The 18,305-nt window shown below is 72.9% G+C and carries 19 protein-coding genes and 1 riboswitch; of the genes, 8 read left to right on the plus strand and 11 right to left on the minus strand.

The genetic code is table 11. The features are described 5' to 3' along the window. Nucleotides 1-39 precede the first annotated feature (39 nt). Nucleotides 40-720 carry a TetR/AcrR family transcriptional regulator gene (locus ACWGJ5_RS00780; RefSeq protein ID WP_453307639.1) on the plus strand — a complete coding sequence of 227 codons (681 nt, stop codon included), beginning with the start codon at nucleotides 40-42 and terminating at the stop codon, nucleotides 718-720. A 514-nt stretch (nucleotides 721-1,234) separates the two neighbouring features. On the opposite strand, the gene ACWGJ5_RS00785 is transcribed toward ACWGJ5_RS00780, so the two are convergent. Both ACWGJ5_RS00785 and ACWGJ5_RS00790 read right to left on the minus strand, forming a co-directional pair. Then, the gene (locus ACWGJ5_RS00785; protein WP_453307640.1) at nucleotides 1,235-2,380 is read right to left on the minus strand and encodes an FAD-dependent oxidoreductase; all 1,146 of its coding nucleotides are present in this window, start codon (nucleotides 2,378-2,380) and stop codon (nucleotides 1,235-1,237) included. A gap of 16 nt (nucleotides 2,381-2,396) precedes the next feature. Beyond that, nucleotides 2,397-3,059, minus strand: coding sequence for a TetR/AcrR family transcriptional regulator (locus ACWGJ5_RS00790; RefSeq protein ID WP_453307641.1), 663 nt, complete (start codon nucleotides 3,057-3,059; stop codon nucleotides 2,397-2,399). 175 nt (nucleotides 3,060-3,234) lie between these two features. On the opposite strand from ACWGJ5_RS00790, the gene ACWGJ5_RS00795 reads away from it, so the two are divergent. Further along, nucleotides 3,235-4,236 (plus strand): LacI family DNA-binding transcriptional regulator, encoded by a 1,002-nt coding sequence (locus tag ACWGJ5_RS00795; protein WP_453307642.1) that lies wholly within the window; start codon nucleotides 3,235-3,237, stop codon nucleotides 4,234-4,236. Between the two features lie 163 nt (nucleotides 4,237-4,399). Then, on the plus strand, nucleotides 4,400-5,836 hold the full coding sequence (locus ACWGJ5_RS00800) for a benzaldehyde dehydrogenase (RefSeq protein WP_453307643.1): 1,437 nt from the start codon (nucleotides 4,400-4,402) through the stop codon (nucleotides 5,834-5,836). A gap of 26 nt (nucleotides 5,837-5,862) precedes the next feature. On the opposite strand, the gene trxA is transcribed toward ACWGJ5_RS00800, so the two are convergent. Then, entirely contained in the window at nucleotides 5,863-6,246 is a 384-nt protein-coding gene (gene trxA, locus ACWGJ5_RS00805) for a thioredoxin (protein WP_228619675.1), read from the minus strand. 140 nt (nucleotides 6,247-6,386) lie between these two features. On the opposite strand from trxA, the gene ACWGJ5_RS00810 reads away from it, so the two are divergent. After that, complete coding sequence (locus ACWGJ5_RS00810; RefSeq protein ID WP_453307644.1) at nucleotides 6,387-7,826, plus strand: dihydrolipoyl dehydrogenase family protein; 1,440 nt, start codon at nucleotides 6,387-6,389, stop codon at nucleotides 7,824-7,826. Nucleotides 7,827-7,843: 17 nt separating this feature from the next. Here ACWGJ5_RS00810 and ACWGJ5_RS00815 read toward each other — a convergent pair whose 3' ends face one another. The 6 genes from ACWGJ5_RS00815 to ACWGJ5_RS00840 form a co-directional block, all read right to left on the minus strand. Further along, complete coding sequence (locus ACWGJ5_RS00815) at nucleotides 7,844-8,488, minus strand: peptide deformylase (protein ID WP_453307645.1); 645 nt, start codon at nucleotides 8,486-8,488, stop codon at nucleotides 7,844-7,846. Between the two features lie 366 nt (nucleotides 8,489-8,854). Further along, nucleotides 8,855-9,202, minus strand: a complete 348-nt coding sequence (locus ACWGJ5_RS00820) for a tetratricopeptide repeat protein (protein ID WP_453308243.1) — start codon at nucleotides 9,200-9,202, stop codon at nucleotides 8,855-8,857. 62 nt (nucleotides 9,203-9,264) lie between these two features. Then, nucleotides 9,265-9,720 carry a MarR family transcriptional regulator gene (locus ACWGJ5_RS00825; RefSeq protein ID WP_453307646.1) on the minus strand — a complete coding sequence of 152 codons (456 nt, stop codon included), beginning with the start codon at nucleotides 9,718-9,720 and terminating at the stop codon, nucleotides 9,265-9,267. Beyond that, nucleotides 9,717-10,205: a MarR family winged helix-turn-helix transcriptional regulator gene (locus ACWGJ5_RS00830; RefSeq protein WP_453307647.1), complete on the minus strand. Its 489-nt coding sequence runs from the start codon at nucleotides 10,203-10,205 to the stop codon at nucleotides 9,717-9,719. Before ACWGJ5_RS00830 ends, ACWGJ5_RS00825 begins: the two co-directional genes overlap by 4 nt. A gap of 294 nt (nucleotides 10,206-10,499) precedes the next feature. After that, nucleotides 10,500-11,315 (minus strand): alpha/beta fold hydrolase, encoded by an 816-nt coding sequence (locus ACWGJ5_RS00835; protein WP_453307648.1) that lies wholly within the window; start codon nucleotides 11,313-11,315, stop codon nucleotides 10,500-10,502. Nucleotides 11,316-11,600: 285 nt separating this feature from the next. Next, the gene (locus ACWGJ5_RS00840) at nucleotides 11,601-12,296 is read right to left on the minus strand and encodes a class I SAM-dependent methyltransferase (protein ID WP_453307649.1); all 696 of its coding nucleotides are present in this window, start codon (nucleotides 12,294-12,296) and stop codon (nucleotides 11,601-11,603) included. A gap of 41 nt (nucleotides 12,297-12,337) precedes the next feature. Between ACWGJ5_RS00840 and ACWGJ5_RS00845 the strand changes: the two genes are divergently transcribed. Together ACWGJ5_RS00845 and ACWGJ5_RS00850 are read left to right on the plus strand one after the other, a co-directional pair. Then, a complete protein-coding gene (locus ACWGJ5_RS00845) occupies nucleotides 12,338-12,808 on the plus strand; it encodes a hypothetical protein (protein ID WP_453307650.1) in 471 nt (156 codons plus the stop codon). Nucleotides 12,809-12,857: 49 nt separating this feature from the next. Continuing rightward, complete coding sequence (locus tag ACWGJ5_RS00850) at nucleotides 12,858-14,063, plus strand: MFS transporter (protein ID WP_453307651.1); 1,206 nt, start codon at nucleotides 12,858-12,860, stop codon at nucleotides 14,061-14,063. Nucleotides 14,064-14,115: 52 nt separating this feature from the next. On the opposite strand, the gene ACWGJ5_RS00855 is transcribed toward ACWGJ5_RS00850, so the two are convergent. After that, nucleotides 14,116-14,607: an inorganic diphosphatase gene (locus ACWGJ5_RS00855; RefSeq protein ID WP_453307652.1), complete on the minus strand. Its 492-nt coding sequence runs from the start codon at nucleotides 14,605-14,607 to the stop codon at nucleotides 14,116-14,118. Nucleotides 14,608-14,829: 222 nt separating this feature from the next. Continuing rightward, nucleotides 14,830-14,895: riboswitch (Fluoride riboswitch) on the plus strand. 30 nt (nucleotides 14,896-14,925) lie between these two features. Here ACWGJ5_RS00855 and ACWGJ5_RS00860 point away from each other — a divergent pair. Together ACWGJ5_RS00860 and ACWGJ5_RS00865 are read left to right on the plus strand one after the other, a co-directional pair. Continuing rightward, nucleotides 14,926-15,405 (plus strand): inorganic diphosphatase, encoded by a 480-nt coding sequence (locus ACWGJ5_RS00860; protein ID WP_453307653.1) that lies wholly within the window; start codon nucleotides 14,926-14,928, stop codon nucleotides 15,403-15,405. Nucleotides 15,406-15,621: 216 nt separating this feature from the next. Further along, nucleotides 15,622-16,449, plus strand: coding sequence for a ZIP family metal transporter (locus ACWGJ5_RS00865; RefSeq protein ID WP_453307654.1), 828 nt, complete (start codon nucleotides 15,622-15,624; stop codon nucleotides 16,447-16,449). 45 nt (nucleotides 16,450-16,494) lie between these two features. On the opposite strand, the gene ACWGJ5_RS00870 is transcribed toward ACWGJ5_RS00865, so the two are convergent. Next, nucleotides 16,495-18,252: an ABC transporter ATP-binding protein gene (locus tag ACWGJ5_RS00870; protein WP_453307655.1), complete on the minus strand. Its 1,758-nt coding sequence runs from the start codon at nucleotides 18,250-18,252 to the stop codon at nucleotides 16,495-16,497. Nucleotides 18,253-18,305: the final 53 nt, after the last annotated feature.

An 18,305-nucleotide genomic window follows, 5' to 3' on the forward strand; every position in this document is an offset into this window, starting at 1 on the left:
CTAGCACCTTAACCGGACCGCGGTCCAGTTTTGTTCCCCATGCTTTACGCTTGCTTCATGTCCAGCGCTCTGCCGCCCTTCCCGCCCTCTCAAGAACCCCTCGACGTCCCTCAGTTGCTCGAGGTCGGCATGGGGCCGGAGGAACCGTGCCTGCGTGCCGACGCCGCGCGCAACCGGGCCCGGCTGCTGGAGGCCGCCGCGCGGCTGATCGCGGAACACGGGGTGGCCGGGGTCACCATGGAGGCCGTCGCGGCGGCGGCCCAGGTGGGCAAGGGGACGGTCTTCCGCCGCTTCGGCGACCGCACGGGGCTGCTGATGGCGCTGCTCGACCACTCCGACCGGAAGCTGCAGGCCGACTTCCTGGGCGGGCCTGCGCCGCTGGGGCCCGGAGCGCTGCCCCTGGAGCGACTACGGGCGTTCGGCGTGGCGGTGCTGTACCGCCGGGTCGAGCAGCTCGACCTGCATCTGGCCGCCCAGACGGAACCAACCCGCCGGTTCTCCCACCCGGCGGTCACCGCGCTGCGCACGCACATCGCGATGCTGCTGCGGCAGATCGTGCCGGAAGCCGACTGCGAGCTGCTGTCCCAGACCCTGCTCAACTCGCTCGACCCGGCCCTGATCCACCACCAGACCAGGCAGTGCGGCATGCCGATGGAGCGGCTGGAGTCCGGCTGGATCGACCTGGTCGCCCGAGTCACCGGCACCCGCGCGCCTGGCTGAGCCCGCACCCGCGCCTCGGGCTGGACCCGCACCGGACCCTCGGCCGGACCCGCGCCCAACCCCCGGCTGAGCCCTTCTCGACAACCCACCCGGATCCATCGCCAAGCCCCGGCCGCGCGCCTCACGCGGCCACTCCTCGAGCCCCGAGCAACGCCGGGCCGCCATGCCGAGTACCGGCTCGGCCGGCGCGTGGGCACTCGCCGCGCTGCGGCCGACCATCCGTGGGCAGTCGATCTGCCGGGGCGGGGCGGGGCGGGGCGGGGCGGGGCCGGGCCCCGGCCGGTGATCCGCACCCGGCCGTCCGCTGAGCCCCCGCTCGGCCGCCACGCGATCGCGCCCACTGGGCGTCAGTCGTCTGCTTGGCGCCACCGGCCACCCATGCCCCCGGTGTCCCCCCATGCCCGTGGCTCCCCACCGACCGCAGGCCTTGGTCGCCGCGCCGTCGCTCGCCGAGCCCCGGCTCCGCCCACCCACCCCGTGACCGCCCATGGCCTGCCACCCCGCTCAGCGCCCGTCAGGCGCTCCGGGGTGTGAACATGTCGAGCAGGCCCTGTGGCGCGTCGGCACGGAACAGGAGCGTGGTGTTCTGGGCGGACTGCGCCGCGGACACCTCCGCGCGCCGGAACATCCGGTCTTCGTAAGTGGTGAGCGCGGCCTCGGTGTCGTCGGGGTGCGCGGCCAGTGCGAGGCCCAGTTCGGCGCCGTCGAGGAGTGCAAGATTCGCGCCCTCGCCCGCGAACGGCGACATGAGGTGAGCCGCGTCCCCGAGCAGGGTCACCCCGGGCACCCGGTCCCAGCGGTGACCGACCGGCAGCGCGTGGATCATCCGGGGCACCAGCGGCCCGTCCGCGTCGGCGACCAGGGCCCGCAGGCTCTCGTCCCAGCCGTCGAACTCCTTCAACACCGCCGCCTTCGCCGCCTCGGTGTCGCCGAAGTCGATGCCGTCCAGCCAGTCCTCCGGCGCCTCGACGGCCGTGTACACATGCAGACTGCCGTCGGTCTCGCGGTGCGCGAGGAAACCCCGGCCCGCGCCGAGCGCGAAGAGCATCCCGCCGCCGACGACCGCCGCGCTCGCCGGATGGCGCAGATCCGCCTCCGACAGGTCGGCCTCCACGAAGGACACGCCCGTGTACGAGGGCCGGGCGGGGGAGAGCAGCGGACGGATCCGGGACCACGCGCCGTCCGCGCCGATCAGCAGGTCCGTGGTGAACCCGGTACCGTCCGCGAGCGTGACCTCGTGCCGGCCGCTGCCCAGCGGGCGCGCGCCGGTGACCTTGGCGTCCCAGCGGACCGTGCCCTCGGGCAGTGAGCCGAGCAGCAGCTCGCGCAGGTCGCCGCGGTCGATCTCGGGCCGGCCGCGGGAGCCGTCGTCGTCCTCGGTGAGCCGGACGGCGGCGTGCCGGTCCAGGACACGCATGGCCTGGCCGCCGGTGTGGACCCGTTTCAGGAAGTCCTCGTGCAGTCCGGCCGCCCGCAGCGCCTCCTGGCCGGAGTCGTCGTGTATGTCGAGCATGCCGCCCTGGGTCCGGGCGGTCGGCGCGGGGTCCAGGTCGAAGAGGGTGGCCTCGATGCCGTGCACGTGCAGCACACGGGCGAGCGTGAGCCCGCCGAGGCCGGCGCCGACGACGGCGATCGGGTGGTGAGGGCGGTGGCTGGTCATGGGGCCTCCTGGCGGGTCAGTGGGGTACGGCGGTGTGCTCGATGCCGTTGATCAGGGTCTGGAAGGCCCAGGACAGGCGGGCCTCGGGGGTGCCGGAGAGCAGCGCGTCGGCGCTCGCGGCGATGTGCGGATGGATGTCGGCGGGCGCCCCGCGCAGGGCGCGGGTCAGCGCCTGCCGGTCGCCCTGGGAGTCCTCGCCGGCGTGCTCGGCGGCGGTCGCCGCGGCGTGCTGCAACAGGAGGTCGACGCCCCACGCGGCCTGTTCGCGCGGTACGCCGCCCGACCGGAGCAGGTCCAGCACGGTCTCGATGAGCCGCAGGTAGTTCGGGCCGCTCGGCCATGCGGTCAGTGCCGAGCGGGCCAGGCTCGGATGCTGCAGGAGCATCGCGGTGTAGGCGGTGAGCACCTTCTCCAGTCGCTCCCGCCAGTCGCCCTCGGCCGGGGCCGGGGCGACCGTGCCGAGCAGCTCGTCCAGGACGGCCGCGTGCAGTTCGTCGGTGTTGCGGACGTAGACGTACAGCGAGGCCGGACCGGTGTCGAGCTCCTGTGCCAGCCGCCGCATGGTCACCTTGCGCAGCCCTTCCGCACGCAGGATCGCGACGGCGGCGGCGACGATGCCCTCCCGGGTCAGGGCGGGCTTGGCGGGGCGCTCGCGACGGGAGCGGGGTCCAGTGCTCATGCCACCACGATAACGAACATGTTCGTCGCGAACAAGTACGTTACGAACGTGTTCGCCACGGCCTGCGGTTCACCCAAGAGATCCCGGGAGACCGCCGCGCTGAATTCGTCGAACGGTGAACCACATCGCCCCGCCTCTTCCCGGCCCCCGCCCCTCTGCCAAGATGCGGTCTGTCATGGTGCAGATACCGAACACGCCCACGAGTGCCGATGTGGCCCGCCTGGCGGGCGTCTCGCGCGCGACCGTGTCCTACGTCCTCAACAACACCAGCGCCGTCCGGATCAGCGAACCGACGCGCCGCCGCGTGCGCGAGGCCGCGCGCGAACTGGGGTACGTCCCGCACGCCGCCGCCCGCAGCCTGCGCGCCGGACACAGCCGTATGGTCCTCATGCCCGCCCCGGCGATCCCGGTGGGCCCGCTCTACAGCAGGTTCCTCAACGAGCTGCAGTGGGAACTCGGCCGGCTCGACTACACCGTCGTGCAGTACGGCACCGTCGGCCTCAAGGGTGACGAAGCCGCCCGCGCCTGGGCGGAGTTGCGGCCGGTCGCCGTCCTGGTGCCCGGGGCGGGACTCGGGCCGCAGGGCGTCGGGGTGCTCAAGCGCTCCGGTGCCCGGGCCGTGCTCACCCTCGGCCCCGGACGCGTCGACGGCGCGCACGCCCTGCTCATGGACCACGACGCCGTCGGTGCGTGCGCGGGCGCCCATCTGTACGCCCGGGGCCGGCGCCGGATCGGTGTGGTGGTGCCCGAGGAGTCCGGCCTGGAGGCGTACTCCCGGCCCCGGTTCGCCGGTGTGCGCCAGGCGGTGCACGGCACGGACGCCGCCGTCACCGAACTGTCGCTCGCGTACACGGAGGAGTCGGCCGAGCAACTGGCCGCGTGTGTACGGGAGTCGGAACTGGACGCGGTGTTCGCCTACAACGACGAGTACGCGATGCTCCTGATGCGCGCCCTGCAGGACACGGGTGTGCGCATCCCCGGGGATGTGGCCGTGATCGGTGCCGACGACCTGATGCTCGGGCGGCTGCTGCGGCCTCGCCTCAGCACGGTGCACATCGAACTGCCCTCGGGCCGCGACCTCGCCGAGCTGGTCGACCGGGCGGTCCGCGACCCCGGCGGCGTGCCGGAGGTGCACACGGTCCTGGGCGCCTCGGTGATCCAGCGCGAGTCCACCTGACGGCGGACCCCGGTGGCAGCCGGAGCGCGGGCGACGCCTACGGGGTACACCTCCCGGTGGTGACGGGGTTCCGGAGGAGTGTCACCGCGATGTAGTTTCGCGCTCAACCAAATAGCGTCGAGGCGGGAGTTCCGTACCGCCCGGCGATCGATCGGAGAGCCGTATGCCGCTGCTCGACCCGAAGACCTGGCAGGACCGCAGCCTTGCCGGACCCGCCCACACCGTCACCGAGCCCGCCACCGGCGAGGCGCTCGGCACCGTCACCCTCGCCGCCCCCGAGGACGTCGGCCGCGCGGCCCAGGTCGCCCGCGCCGCCCAGGCCGCCTGGGCCCGCACGCCGCACTTCCAGCGGGCCCGGGTGCTGCGCAGGGCGGGGGACCTGTTCACCGAGCACGCCGACGAGTTGCGCGAGTGGCTCGTGCGCGAGTCCGGATCCGTCCCGGGCAAGGCGGACTTCGAGCTCCATGTGGCCGCCCAGGAGTGCTACGAGGCCGCCGCCCTGGCCTCCCGGCCGACCGGCCAGGTGCTGCCCAGCGAGGCGCCCCGGCTGTCGTACACCCGCCGGGGCCCGGTCGGCGTGGTGGGCGTGATCTCCCCGTTCAACGCACCGCTGATCCTGTCCATCCGCTCCGTCGCGCCGGCCCTGGCGCTCGGCAACGCCGTGGTCCTCAAGCCGGATCCGCGCACGGCCGTCTGCGGCGGCCTCGCCCTCGCCGCCGTCTTCACGGCCGCGGGCCTGCCCGAGGACCTGCTGCAGGTGCTGCCCGGGGGAGCGGAGACGGGCCGGGCGCTGGTCGAGGACCGGCTCGTCCCCGTCATCTCCTTCACCGGATCCACCGCGGCGGGCCGCGCCGTCGGCGAGGCGGCCGGCCGCCATCTGAAGCGGGCCCACCTCGAACTCGGCGGGAACTCGGCCCTGATCGTGCTGGAGGACGCCGACCTCGACGCCGTGATCTCCACGGCCGCCTGGGGCTCGTTCTTCCACCAGGGCCAGATCTGCATGACGACCGGCCGCCATCTCGTGCACGCCTCGCTCTACGACGAGTACGTCGAACGGCTCGCCGCCAAGGCCGACTCGCTGACCGTCGGCGATCCCCACCGTGAGCAGGTCCACCTCGGCCCGGTCATCGACGCGGGACAACTCGCCAAGATCGACGGCCTGGTGCGCACGAGCACCGCCCGCGGCGCGAAACTCGCCGCGGGCGGCAGTCACGAACAGCTCTTCTACCGGCCGACCGTGCTGGCCGACGCGGGCGACGACACCCCGGCCTACGCCGAGGAGGTCTTCGGCCCGGTCGCGCCGGTCCGCTCCTTCGGCACCGCCGACGAGGCGGCCGCGCTCGCCGCGGACAGCCCGTACGGCCTTTCCCTCGGCATCGTCGGCCGGGACACCGCGCGGGCCCTCGACCTGGCCGAGCGGATCCCCACCGGCATCGTCCACGTCAACGACCAGACCGTGAACGACGAGGCGGTGGCCCCCTTCGGCGGCGTCGCCGCGTCCGGCACCGGCGCCCGCTTCGGCGGCGAGGCCAACCTGGACGCCTTCACCGAGCTGCGCTGGACGACCGTACGGGGCGACGTGGCGCCGTACCCCTTCTAGGGCCGCGGCCGTACCCGCTCCAGGGGCTACTGGGCGGTGCCCCCCTGGGCCTCCTGGGCCGCGATGCTCTTGCGGACCTCGTCCATGTCCAGCTTCCGGGCCTGCCCGATGAGGTCCGTCAGCGCGGCCTCGGGCAGGGCACCTGGCTGGGCGAAGACGGCGACCTTGTCCCGCACGATCATCAGCGTCGGGATCGACTGGATGCCGAAGGCCTGCGCCAGCTCCGGCTGGGCCTCGGTGTCCACCTTGCCGAAGACGAGGTCCGGGTTGTCCACGGCGGCCTTCTCGTACACGGGTGCGAACTGACGGCACGGCCCGCACCAGGCAGCCCAGAAGTCGATCAGAACGAAGTCGTTGTCGGTGACCGTCTGGTCGAAGTTGTCCTTGGTCAGCTCCACGGTGCTGCTCATGGCGTCAGTCCCTCTTCCTGGTGTGGGGTGTGCCGACGGCGGAAACACGGCCGTCGGACCGCCTATTCCACACGTGCACGTCTGTGTTCCGCGCACGTACCCATGTGGCCCTCGCGCACACCACCCACCAGACTGACCCCATGACGGAAACGACGGAATCGGAATCCATCGCGTACGACGTCGTGGTGCTCGGGGCCGGGCCCGTGGGGGAGAACGTCGCCGACCGCACCCGCGCGGCCGGTCTGACCACCGCGGTCGTGGAGAGCGAACTGGTCGGCGGCGAGTGCTCGTACTGGGCGTGCATGCCCAGCAAGGCCCTGCTCCGGCCGGTCATCGCCCAGGCGGACGCCCGCCGGCTGCCCGGTCTCACCCAGGCGGTCCAGGGCCCGCTCGACACCCCGGCCGTGCTCGCCCGCCGGGACGAGTACACCTCCCACTGGAAGGACGACGGCCAGGTCGGCTGGCTCGACGGCATCGGCGCCGACCTGTACCGCGGCCACGGGCGGCTCGCCGGCCCCCGCACGGTCACCGTGACGGCCCCCGACGGCACGGTCACCACCCTCACCGCCCGGCACGCCGTCGCAGTCGCCACCGGCACCCGCGCCCAGCTGCCCGACCTGCCCGGCCTCGCCGAGGTGAAACCGTGGACCAGCCGCGAGGCCACCAGCGCCAAGGCCGCCCCGGCCCGGCTGATCGTCGTCGGCGGCGGTGTCGTCGCCACCGAGATGGCCACCGCCTGGCAGGCCCTCGGCTCCCGGGTCACCCTGCTGGTACGCGGCAAGGGGCTGCTGAACCGCATGGAGCCGTTCGCCGGGGAACTGGTCGCCGAGGCGCTCACCGAGGGGGGCGCCGACGTCCGCACCGGCACCTCGGTGGAGTCCGTCACCCGGAAGGACGGCACGGTCGTGGCCGTCACCGCCGCCGGCGACCGGATCGAGGCCGACGAGATCCTCTTCGCCACCGGCCGGATCCCGCACACCGGCGACATCGGCCTCGACACCGTCGGCCTGGAACCCGGCTCCTGGCTGGACGTCGACGACACCCTCCGCGTCACCGGCACCGACTGGCTGTACGCCGTCGGCGACGTCAACCACCGCGCCCTCCTCACCCACCAGGGCAAGTACCAGGCCCGTATCGCCGGCGCCGCCATCGCCGCCCGCGCCGCCGGCGCCGCCGTGCAGGACGAGTCCTGGGGCACGCACACGGCCACCGCCGACCACCACGCCGTACCCCAGGTGGTGTTCACCGATCCCGAGGCCGCGGCTGTCGGCCTCTCCCTGGCCGAGGCCGAACAGGCCGGCCACCGCGTCCGCGCCGTCGACGTCGAGTTCTCCGCCGTCGCGGGCGCGGGCCTGTACGGCGACGGCTACAAGGGCCGCGCCCGCATGGTGGTCGACCTGGAGGACGAGATCCTGCGCGGCGTCACCTTCGTCGGCCCCGGCATCGGCGAGCTCATCCACTCGGCGACCGTCGCCGTCGCCGGCCGGGTCCCGGTCAGCCGCCTGTGGCACGCCGTCCCGTCGTACCCCACGCTGAGCGAGGTGTGGCTGCGACTGCTGGAGGCCTTCCGGGACAAGTGACCGCCCATCAAGGGGAGTTACGGCAGTTCAAAGCCGAGCGCCTCGGCCGCCGCCTCGGGTGTCGGCCGGTTCCACAGCGCGGCGACCGCCTCGTTCGTGGACAGTGAGCGCGGCTCGGCGCGGTCCAGGTAGAGGGTGCCGTCCAGGTGGTCCGTCTCGTGCTGGACGATCCGGGCGGGCCACCCGGTGAACACCTCGTCCAGCGCGCGCCCGTGCTCGTCCTCGGCGCGCAGCCGTACCTCGGCGTGCCGGGCCACCACCGCCTGCCAGCCCGGCACGCTCAGGCAGCCCTCGAAGAACGCGGCACGAGCGGTGCCCAGCGTCTCGTAGACCGGGTTGACCAGGACACGGAACGGCTGCGGCACCCGGCCCCGGGCCACCGCGACCTCCTCGGGCACCGGCGCCGGATCCTCGATGACCGCGATCCTGAGCGGCACGCCGACCTGCGGCGCGGCGAGGCCCACGCCGGGCGCGGCGTGCATGGTGGCGCGCAGGGCCTCGACGAAACGGGCCAGCAGGGCGGGCCCGAGCTGACCGTCGTACGGGGCGGTCCCGCGCCGCAGCACCGGCTGCCCGGCGGCGACGATGGGCAAGGGGCCGCCGGCGGCGAGGAGTTCCTCGACCCGCTCGGCGAGCGGCGCGTGATCATGGAGAGGGGCCATCGCGCCAGCATGCCACGCCACCTGGCCGCCCACGGATACACCGGGTCAGGACGCCCCGCGAAGTGGCCCGGTCCGGCGTGCCGGCGCCGACTCCGGCGTCCAGGGCGAGCGGGAGGGCCGGCTTCCGGGCGCGCTGTGCGAGGGGACGGGCGGGTGGCCGCGGCCCGGGTGCAGCAGCGCCTCGGACCACCTCGCGGTCGCCCTGTTCGAGAGCCGGGGCTTCACCCGTGCCCGGCGGCTGGGCAAGAACCACTGGGTGGTCACACGCACGGTACGGCCGTCCGCCTGAGACATGCCGAGGGCCCGGCCCCCGACGGGAACCGGGCCCTCGCCCCGCGGCTCACCACTGCGGCCCACGGCCGCGGCTCACTCCCGCGGGAAGTCGCCCGCGAGCGCCGAGGCGATCCGCAGATGCCGCTCCGCCTCCTCGTGCCGGGCCTGCCGCTGGAGCGTACGGCCCAGCATCAGCCGGGCGTAGTGCTCCACCGGGTCATGCGCGACGATGATCCGCAACTGCGCTTCCGCGCGGCTCAGTTGGGCCGAGTGGTAGTAGGCGCGGGCCAGCAGCAGCCGGGGTCCGGTCTGCTCCGGCACCTCCTCGACCAGCCCGGTCAGCACCCGCGCCGCGCCTGCGTAGTCCTTGGCGTCGAAGAACTGCCGCGCACGCTCCCAGCGCTCGGCCGGTGTGCCGTGGTCGTAGTACGTGGTCTCCACTTGCGTCTCCACTCGTGACCTCCTTCGACGGTCACAACGGAACACGTTTGTTCAATATTCCACTAACCCTGTCGGGCCTCCAGGGCGGCCAGCTCCGTGTCGGCGCGTTCCTTGATCAGGGTCAGCACGCGGCCGGTCACGGCGCGGTCCTCCTCGGAGATGCCGGCGTAGATCCGCGCTGTCACCGGTGCCGTCTCGGCCGAGGCCTTGGCGTACAGATCCCGGCCCGCGTCGGTGATGTCGAGACGGGACCCCTCCGCCGCGACGAGCAGCCCGGCGGCGATCAGCTCGTCGATCGTCCCGTGAGCGTCCGCCGCGCGGACCTTCAACGCGCCGGTGACGCCGTCGACCAGCGCGGCGCGCTCGACCGGCGCATCCGCCACGGCGGCGAGCCGCAGGGTGACGTTCTGCTGGAACGTGGTGCCGTGGCGGGCCAGGACGCGCTCCAGGACGGCGCGCGCGGCGTAGTGGGCGAGGGCGATGGTCCGAGGGCCGACAAGGGGTGCCGTGGTGGTCATGACTGCTCCGTCTCGTGATCGGTGGTGCCGAACGGGTCAAGGGGCGTGTCGAGCAGGACCGTCAGCTCCCGGGTGAACTCGCGTGCGCGCGGACCGTCGAGACCGCCGAGCGGTGCCAGCAGCTGCCGCAGCAGTCCCTGCACGACATCGATCGCCTTCCGGGTGACCTCACGGCCCTGCTCGGTGAGCTCGAGCTGTACGGCGCGTGGGTCGGCGGGATCCCGGGTGCGCCCGACCAGGCCGGCCGACTCCAGGCCGCGGGCGAGCTTGGAGACGTAGAGCGCCTCCAGGCCGGTGTGATCGGCGAGGCGCCGCTGGCTGGGCCGCAGGCCGGAACGGTGCATGCCGTACAGCGACGCGACCAGTGCGTACTGGGCGTGGGTCAGCCCCAGCGGGGCCACGGCGCGGTCCACCGCGACCCGCCACTTCATGGACAACCGCCACACCAGGAAACCGGGTGTGGCTCCTTCGGGAGCCTCGCTCATGGCGGATACAGTACATGGCTACTATGTACATGGCTACTGTTTTCGGGGCACGCTCGGTTTCCTCGTCACCGACACAATCGGCCGAGGTCAGTCGCTGGTCGACCGTGGTCGGGCCGCTGCTCGGGCGGACGTGTCGTTGCCGCCCGTCGGCGGCGCGTCAGTCCCTTGCGCGGTGCCCGGGGACGGACCGGTCGGCAGCGCCGGCCGAACCGGGCCGGCTGGGAGCGGAGGCAGCCCTCGTCCGGCGCGTTCGAACTCGGCCCGTGAGCGCAGTAGGTCGGCCCGGTGCGCACGTCACCCCTGGGTGGCCACCTGTGTGGTCAGGAAGTCAAGCAGGGCGGAGTTGAAGCGCTCGGGCTGCTCGGCGCCGGGCAGATGCCCCGCCTTCTCGATGACGACCATGGTTGCGTGGGGGACGAGACGGTGGATCGTCTCGGCGTCCGCGACCGGCGTGTAGACGTCGTCCGCGCCGACGACGATCAGGACCGGCTCGCGTACGGCGGCCAACGTGTCCCGGTAGTCCGGTCGTTCAGCGCGTCCCCTCAGTGCCGCCGCCGCGCCGTGGGGGTCGGTTGCGCGCATCATGCCCAGGACGTGCTCCGCGACATCCGGCATCGCGGTGACGTTGTACGGGGCGAGCATCTTGTCGATCACCTCGCCTGCGTAGCCGTCCATCCCCTCGGCGAGGAGCCTGTCGGCCAGCCGGTTGCGGAACGCCTTGCCCTCATCGGTTTCGGCCGGGGCGGAGGTGTCGGACAGCACGAGGGCGTGCACCCGCTGCGGGTGACGGCGCCGGAACTCCATGGTGATCTGACCGCCCATGGACACACCGCCGACCACCGCCCGCCCGATGCCCAGGTGGTCGAGGAGCGCGGCGAGATCGTCGGCGAAGTCGGAGAGGAAGACCTTGCCGGGGGTGACGCTGCTGCGGCCGTACCCACGCAGATCTGGGGTGACGACCCGGTACCCGGCTTCGGCCAGTGCCTTGGCCTGGGGTGCCCACAGGGTGCTGTTGAAGGGGTGCCCGTGGATCAGCAGGACCGGCAGCCCGGCCGAGGGCCCGAGGTCGTCGTAGTGGAGGGTGGCGCCGCGCAGGGCTACGGCGTTCATGTCGGACACACTTACTCCAGGATCGGCAGCTCGGCAGGCGTGTTGCTGATGGTCGGGCCCGCCGTCCCCCGCCCCCGGCGGCCCGTGGCAGCGTAAACCCTGCCCCTGGGGGCAAGGTCAAGCGCGGATCACGGCCGCCCGATCCGTCGTAGGTCCTGGCCGGTGCTGACGGCCGCGGCGGCCACCGGCGGCTTCGACCCTCGACGGGGCGGCTTCGCCATGACCGTTGCCCCAGCCCCACCTCCCCCCCTGCTCCGGCCAGCCGGTTCGGAACCGCCTGCCCCCTTATGGGCGACGGAGCCTGACGGCCAGGAAGTGCGGCTGTTGGTGGGTCTTCTCGTAGCGACGCGGATCGGCCGACCGGGCCGCCTCCTGCGCCCGCGGCTCCTCCAGCGCCTCCAGTACTAGCCCGGCCCCCAAGAGCTCGCCGAGGAACCGCTCCAGCGTCATCCTCCAGTAGCTGAGGGAGAAACCGTTGCCGAAGGGCAGCTCGACGCGTTCGTGAGCGAAGTAGGAGCCGCCGAAGTAGCCCCAGTCGCCGGTCGGATGGGTCGTGGACACGAGCAGGGTGCCACCCGGCCGCAGGACGCGCCGGATCTCGCCGAGCAGTTGTCCGCGCGCGTCGATGTGGTGGTAGACGAGAGCCATGACGACCAGGTCGAACGACTCGTCCGCCAGAAAGGGCAGCGGCTCCTCCAGATCGTGATGGTGCAGGACGGCGTCGACCCCGAGCCGCCCCCGCGCGGCGTGCAGAAGGCTCTCGCTCCCGTCGACCCCGACGACCCGGGCAGCCCCCCGTTCCAGGAGTTCCGCGGCGTAGTGGCCGGCCCCGCACCCGAGATCCAGGACCCGAAGTCCGGTCACATCACCGGCAAGCCTCAGCATGGCCGGCCGATCCGTATGCGCGTTGTACGCGCTGTCCGTGGCCTGCGAGGCGAACTGGTCGCCCATCTCACCGTGGTAGGCGGTCTCGGCACTCATCGGAGCATTCTCGCAGCCGGCCCGTGGACGAGCAGGGCCGGATGGCCGTCGGAGCCGGGGGCGGGGTAGTAGCTGCGGTGGGTGGTGGACTCGACGGCGACGACGTGGGCGCCGTCGGCCAGGCGCGCGCGGCCGGTGACGGTCGGGTGCCGGTTGCGGTCGTCGGCGGCGGTGACCCAGCCGGATTCGGCGGCGACGAAGAGGCGGCGGGCCGCAGTGTCGTGGGCGAGGACGTCGGTGTCCTGGCCGACCTGGTCGGTTCCGGTGACGCGGAACGTGGTCGGGTCGATGGTGCGGAGACGGCCGTTGCCGTCGCAGGCGGCCGGTCGGTCGCGGCGGGTGGATTGCCGTGGACGATGTGGTGGATCGATGCCGTCGGCCGCGCGGTCATCCGCGTGTGCGTGGGACTGATCACCGGTGTGTGGGCGACGCGTCGGCTCGTGCGGCAGTTCTCCGGTACCGGAGTCCTGGGCGCGTTGAGTACGTTGGCGACGTACGCGGCGTCGGCGTGATGACCGGCCCGGGGACGGCGTTCGTCGGAGTGTCGGTTGCGGAGGCGCTGTGGGAGAGCGGGAGGCGGACCGGTCGTCGCTGCGGATGGGGCCGTGGCGGTTCGTGGTCTGGTTCGGCACGATCAGTCTGCTCGCCGATTTCGTGTACGAGGGCGCCCGTTCGATCACCGGCCCGCTGCTCGCCTCGCTGGGCGCGTCCGCCCTCGTCGTCGGCGTGGTCACCGGCGCAGGTGAGGCGGCGGCGCTGGGGCTGCGGCTGGTCTCCGGCCCGCTGGCCGACCGCACTCGCCGCTTCTGGGGCCTGGCGATCGCCGGGTACGCCCTGACGGTCGTCTCCGTCCCGCTGCTCGGCGTCACCGGGGTGCTGTGGGCCGCGTGCGCGCTGGTGATCGCCGAGCGGGTCGGCAAGGCGGTGCGCTCACCGGCGAAGGACACCCTGCTGTCGCACGCCACCGCCGCCACCGGGCGGGGCCGCGGCTTCGCCGTCCATGAGGCGTTGGACCAGGTCGGCGCCCTCGTCGGCCCGTTGCTGGTGGCGGGCGTGCTCGCGCTGACCGGGAACGACTACGGACCCGCGCTCGGTGTGCTCGCCGTGCCCGGCATTGCCGTACTGCTGCTGCTGTTCCGGCTGCGGGCCCGGGTGCCGGACCCGGAAGCCTACGAACGCGAGGTGACGGGCGCAGCACCCACGACACCGGACGGGCAGAACGGACGACTGCCGAGGGCGTTCTGGACCTACGCCGCGTTCACCGCGGCGACCACGAGCGGGTTCGCGACCTTCGGCGTGCTCTCCTACCACCTGGTCCAGCGCCATCTGCTGTCCACCGCGTGGGTGCCGGTGCTGTACGCGGCGGCGATGGCCGTGGACGCGCTCGCCGCGCTGGCCACCGGATGGCTGTACGACCGGCACGGCCCACGTGTGTTGATCGCCCTGCCCGTCCTCACGGCGGGCGTGGTGGCTCTGGCGTTCACCGGCACGCTCGCCGTCGCGGTGGTCGGGTCGCTGGTCTGGGGCGCGGCCATGGGCATCCAGGAGTCCACCCTGCGCGCCACGGTCGCGGACCTGGTGCCCGGCGGGCGACGCGCGACCGCGTACGGCCTGTTCGCCGGCGTGGTCGGTGCGGCGAGTCTGGCCGGCGGCGCGCTGACCGGCGGGCTGTACGGCTACTCGATCCCCTTGCTGATCACGGTGGTTGTGGCCATCGAGGCCCTGGCGGTGGTGTTGCTGCTGGTCACCAGGAGCAGCCGACGCTGATACAAGCGGGGGAGTTGCCGTGGCAACCCCTGTCGTGCATGGCCGGGGCGGCTCACGCCCGTTCGCTCGTGACTGCGCGCTGCCGGGATGCCTCGATCTCCTCGTACGCCGCGTCCCGGCCCTCCCAGTGGGAGCCTTCGACGGACTTGCCGGGTTCCAGGTCCTTGTAGACCTCGAAGAAGTGGGTTATCTCCAGCCGGTCGAACTCGGAGATGTCACCGATGTCCTGCAGGTTCGCGTAGCGCGGGTCGTGCGCGGGGACGCACAGCACCTTCTCGTCGGGGCCGTGTTCGTCCGTCATGCAGAACATGCCGACGGCCCGGCACTCGACGGTGCAGCCGGGGAAGGTGGGATCGCCGGTCAGGACGAGCGCGTCGAGCGGGTCGCCGTCGCGGCCGAGGGTGCCGTCGATGTAGCCGTAGTCCGCCGGGTACTTGGTGGAGGTGAACAGCAGACGGTCCAGACGGATGCGGTGCAGCGTGTGGTCCATCTCGTACTTGTTGCGGGAACCCTGGGGGATCTCCACGGTCACCAAGAACTCCACGTCGTCCTCCATTGGTCGTAGACCGGCAGCTGGTCCGGGTGCCTCTGGACCTCCGGCAGGTCTGCGTCGGTGAGCCCCATCATCGGCACGTCCTCACGGGGTGTGCCCTTCCAGTGTGCTCCTCGAGCCGTTCCGGGCCGGCCACCGGTGCCGGGCAGGCTGCAGGGCTTCGGGGGCCCGGGCCCCGTCTGGTTGCCGCGGCGGCCGTCCGGCAGGAGACTGCTCGTATCCGGCGATGGGGCTCGCCGCCAACCGCACCGACGCGGTGCCGATGGCCTCTACCCGCTGACCGTGCTCACGTCTGAGGAGGTCAGGGCCATGCCCCGGATCACCGTCGACATCGACGCCACCGCTTCCTCCACGATCCGCACGTCCGACGACGGCGCCTCCGGCCGCCTGACCTCAACGGGCTGGCCGGTCGGACACGGACGAATCCCCGACACCCTCGACGCGGACGGGTTGCCCCTGGACGCCCTGGTCCTGATGCCCGAACCCGCCCTGGCCGGCACCACCGTGCCCGCCTGGCCGCTGGGCGTCCTGCACCGCATCGGGGCACAGGCCGTGCCCGCCGCCCCCGTGCTCCTGTGCGTGGCCGAGGACCCTTCCTTCGTCGACCTCGTCGACACGGACGACCTGTCCCGGTGGCACGCCGAAGGCGACGCCTGGGCCGCCGTTCTGGCGCGCCTGCGGCGCCAGGCCGTCGGCGAGGTCATCGACTGCGGCACCCGCGCCGAGGCCGAGCACCTGATCAGCGACGCCCATCACGCCTACGAGCGGCTCACGGGATGCCTCGAATGACGGCTCACGGGATGCGTCGGACGAGGGGGGACGAAGACCCGCCGCCCGCATCGGCCCGGCGGCAAAGGGACACCGACCGACAACGGATCCGTCAAGATTCACCCAAGCGCCAACAGGAAACTATTAGGTAAGGCTCACCTAATCCTATGCTGTGGTCGTCCCCAGGCAGCCCGCCCCCAACAGGCCGCCACCAGAGCACGACCCGGAGTTCTCCCCATGTCCAGCGGCAACATCGCCCTGCTCGGCGCCATCGCGGGCCTCACCATCTACCTCGGCCTCCCGCTCGGCCGGCTGCGCACCCCGACGCCTCGCCTGAAGGCCGGGCTGAACGCCGTAGCCATCGGCATCCTCGTCTTCCTCGTCTGGGACGTGCTCACCCACGCCTGGGAACCGGTCGACGAAGCGCTCAGTGAACACCGCTGGGCGACGGTCGCCTCCGGCGGACTCGTCCTGGCCGCCGGACTCACGGTCGGACTCGCCGGTTTGGTGTACTACGACGCCTGGACCGCCCGCCGTCGAGCCGCCGCCGGGCGTCCCGCCGGTCCCGGTGCCGCCGCGGCGACGGAGCTGGCGCCGAAGACCCGCAGCCAGGCGGCCTCCCTCGCCCTGATGATCGCGACCGGCATCGGCCTGCACAACTTCGCCGAGGGCCTGGCCATCGGCAACTCCGCCGCCAAGGGCGAACTCTCCCTCGCCGTGCTGCTCATCATCGGCTTCGGCCTGCACAACGCCACCGAGGGCTTCGGCATCGTCGCGCCGCTCGCCGCCGAGGGCGAACGCCCCACCTGGACCAACCTGTTCTGGCTCGGCCTGATCGGCGGCGGGCCCACCTTCCTGGGCACCCTCGTCGGCCAGCACCTCGTCAACGACACCCTCTCCATCGCGTTCCTGGGGCTGGCCGCCGGCTCCATCCTCTACGTCGTCATCGAACTGCTCGCCGTAGCCCGCAAGGCCAATCTGAAGACGCTCACCACCTGGTGCGTCCTCCTCGGTCTGCTCCTCGGCTTCGCCACGGACGCCGTGGTGACCGCCGCCGGAGCCTGAAACGGCACGGCCTCCGCAGGGGCATCCGGCATCCCCGCCTCTGCCTCAGCCGGAGGCGAGGAACTGCGTGGCGGCGAGCTCGGCGTAGAGGGGGTCGTGGGCGACGAGTTCGCGGTGGGTGCCCACGGCGCGGACCCGGCCCGCGTCCATGACCACGATCCGGTCGGCCATCGTGACGGTGGACAGCCGGTGCGCGACCACCAGCACGGTCGTGGCGCGGGCGACCTCGGTGACCGTGTCGCGCAGCGCGGCCTCGTTGACCGCGTCCAACTGGCTGGTGGCCTCGTCCAGGAGGAGCAGGCGGGGGCGGCGCACCAGGGCACGGGCGATGGCGACACGCTGGCGTTCGCCGCCCGACAGCTTGGTGCCCCGGTGTCCTACCAGCGTGTCCAGGCCCTTGGGGAGGCGGGCGACGAGGCCGTCGAGACGGGTGGTCTTCAACACGCGGGTCAGCTCCGCCTCGTCCGCGCCCGGATTGCCGAGCAGCAGGTTGTCGCGCAAAGAACCGGACAGCACCGGGGCGTCCTGCTCGACATAGCCGATGGCCGACCGCAGTTCGGGCAGGGGCCAGTCGGCGAGGGCGCGGCCGTCGACGGTGACACGGCCCGACGAGGGGTCGTAGAACCGCTCGATGAGCGAGAAGAGCGTGGTCTTGCCCGCGCCGGACGGGCCCACGAAGGCCGTCATGCCGAGGGCGGGCACCGTGAAGCTCACACCGTGGTGGACGTAGGGCAGGTCGTCCGCGTAGCGGAAGCGGACGTCGTCGAAGACGACGGCGGCGGGCTGGGCACCGGGTTCGGGCAGCGGCGCGGGCTCGGCCGCAGGCTCGGCGGGCAGGCGCAGCGCCTCCTGGATCCGCGCCAGTGCGGCCGCTCCCGCCTGGTACTGCGTGACGGCGCCGACGACCTCCTGGATCGGGGACATCAGATAGAAGATGTACAGCAGGAAGGCGATCAGCGTGCCGACGCCGATGGCGCCGGTGGCCACCCGGGCGCCGCCCACCGCGAGTACGGTGATGAAGGCGACCTGCAGGGCCAGCCCCGCCGTGTTGCCCGCCGCGGCCGACCACTTGGCCGCCCGCACGCTCTCCCGCCAGGACCGCTCCGCCGCGTCGTGGACGGCCCGCTCCTCGCGGTGCTCGGCACCGGACGCCTTGATGGTGCGCAGCGCGCCGAGGACGCGCTCCAGCGAGGCGCCCATCGCCCCGACCGCGTCCTGCGCCTGCCGGCTGGCGCGGTTGATGCGGGGCACGATCACCCCGATCACCGTGCCCGCCCCGCCCAGCACGCCGATGGTCACGCCGAGCAGCACGGGGTCGACGACACCCATCATCACCAGCGTGGCGACCAGGGTGAGCCCGCCGGTGCCGAGGCCCACCAGCGACTCGGTGGTGACCTCGCGCAGCAGCGTGGTGTCGGAGGTGACGCGGGCCATCAGGTCGCCCGGCTCGGTGCGGTCCACCGCGCTGACGCGCAGCCGCAGCAGATACGACGACAGGGTGCGCCGCGCGCCGAGCACCACCGACTCGGCGGTGCGCCGCAGTACGTAGGAACCCAGCGCGCCGAGCGCCGCGTTGGTCACCACCAGCACCGACATACCGAGCAGCGCCCCGGTGACGGAGCGGTGGTCCGCGAGGGCACCGATGAGGGAGCGGGTCACCAGGGGAAGGGCGAGCCCGGTGCCCCCGGTGATCAGCGACAGCACGGCACCCAGCAGCAGCATCCCGCGGTGCGGCCGCACGTACTCGAGCAACAGCCGCCGGGTGGGCTCGGCGGCCGGGGCGGCGTCCGCTGCCGCGCTCACGAAGCGCGGCCCGGTGCTTCGGGTGTGCGGCGGCACTGGTCCAGGGTGCGGTG

Source organism: Streptomyces sp. NPDC054783 (assembly GCF_053611725.1).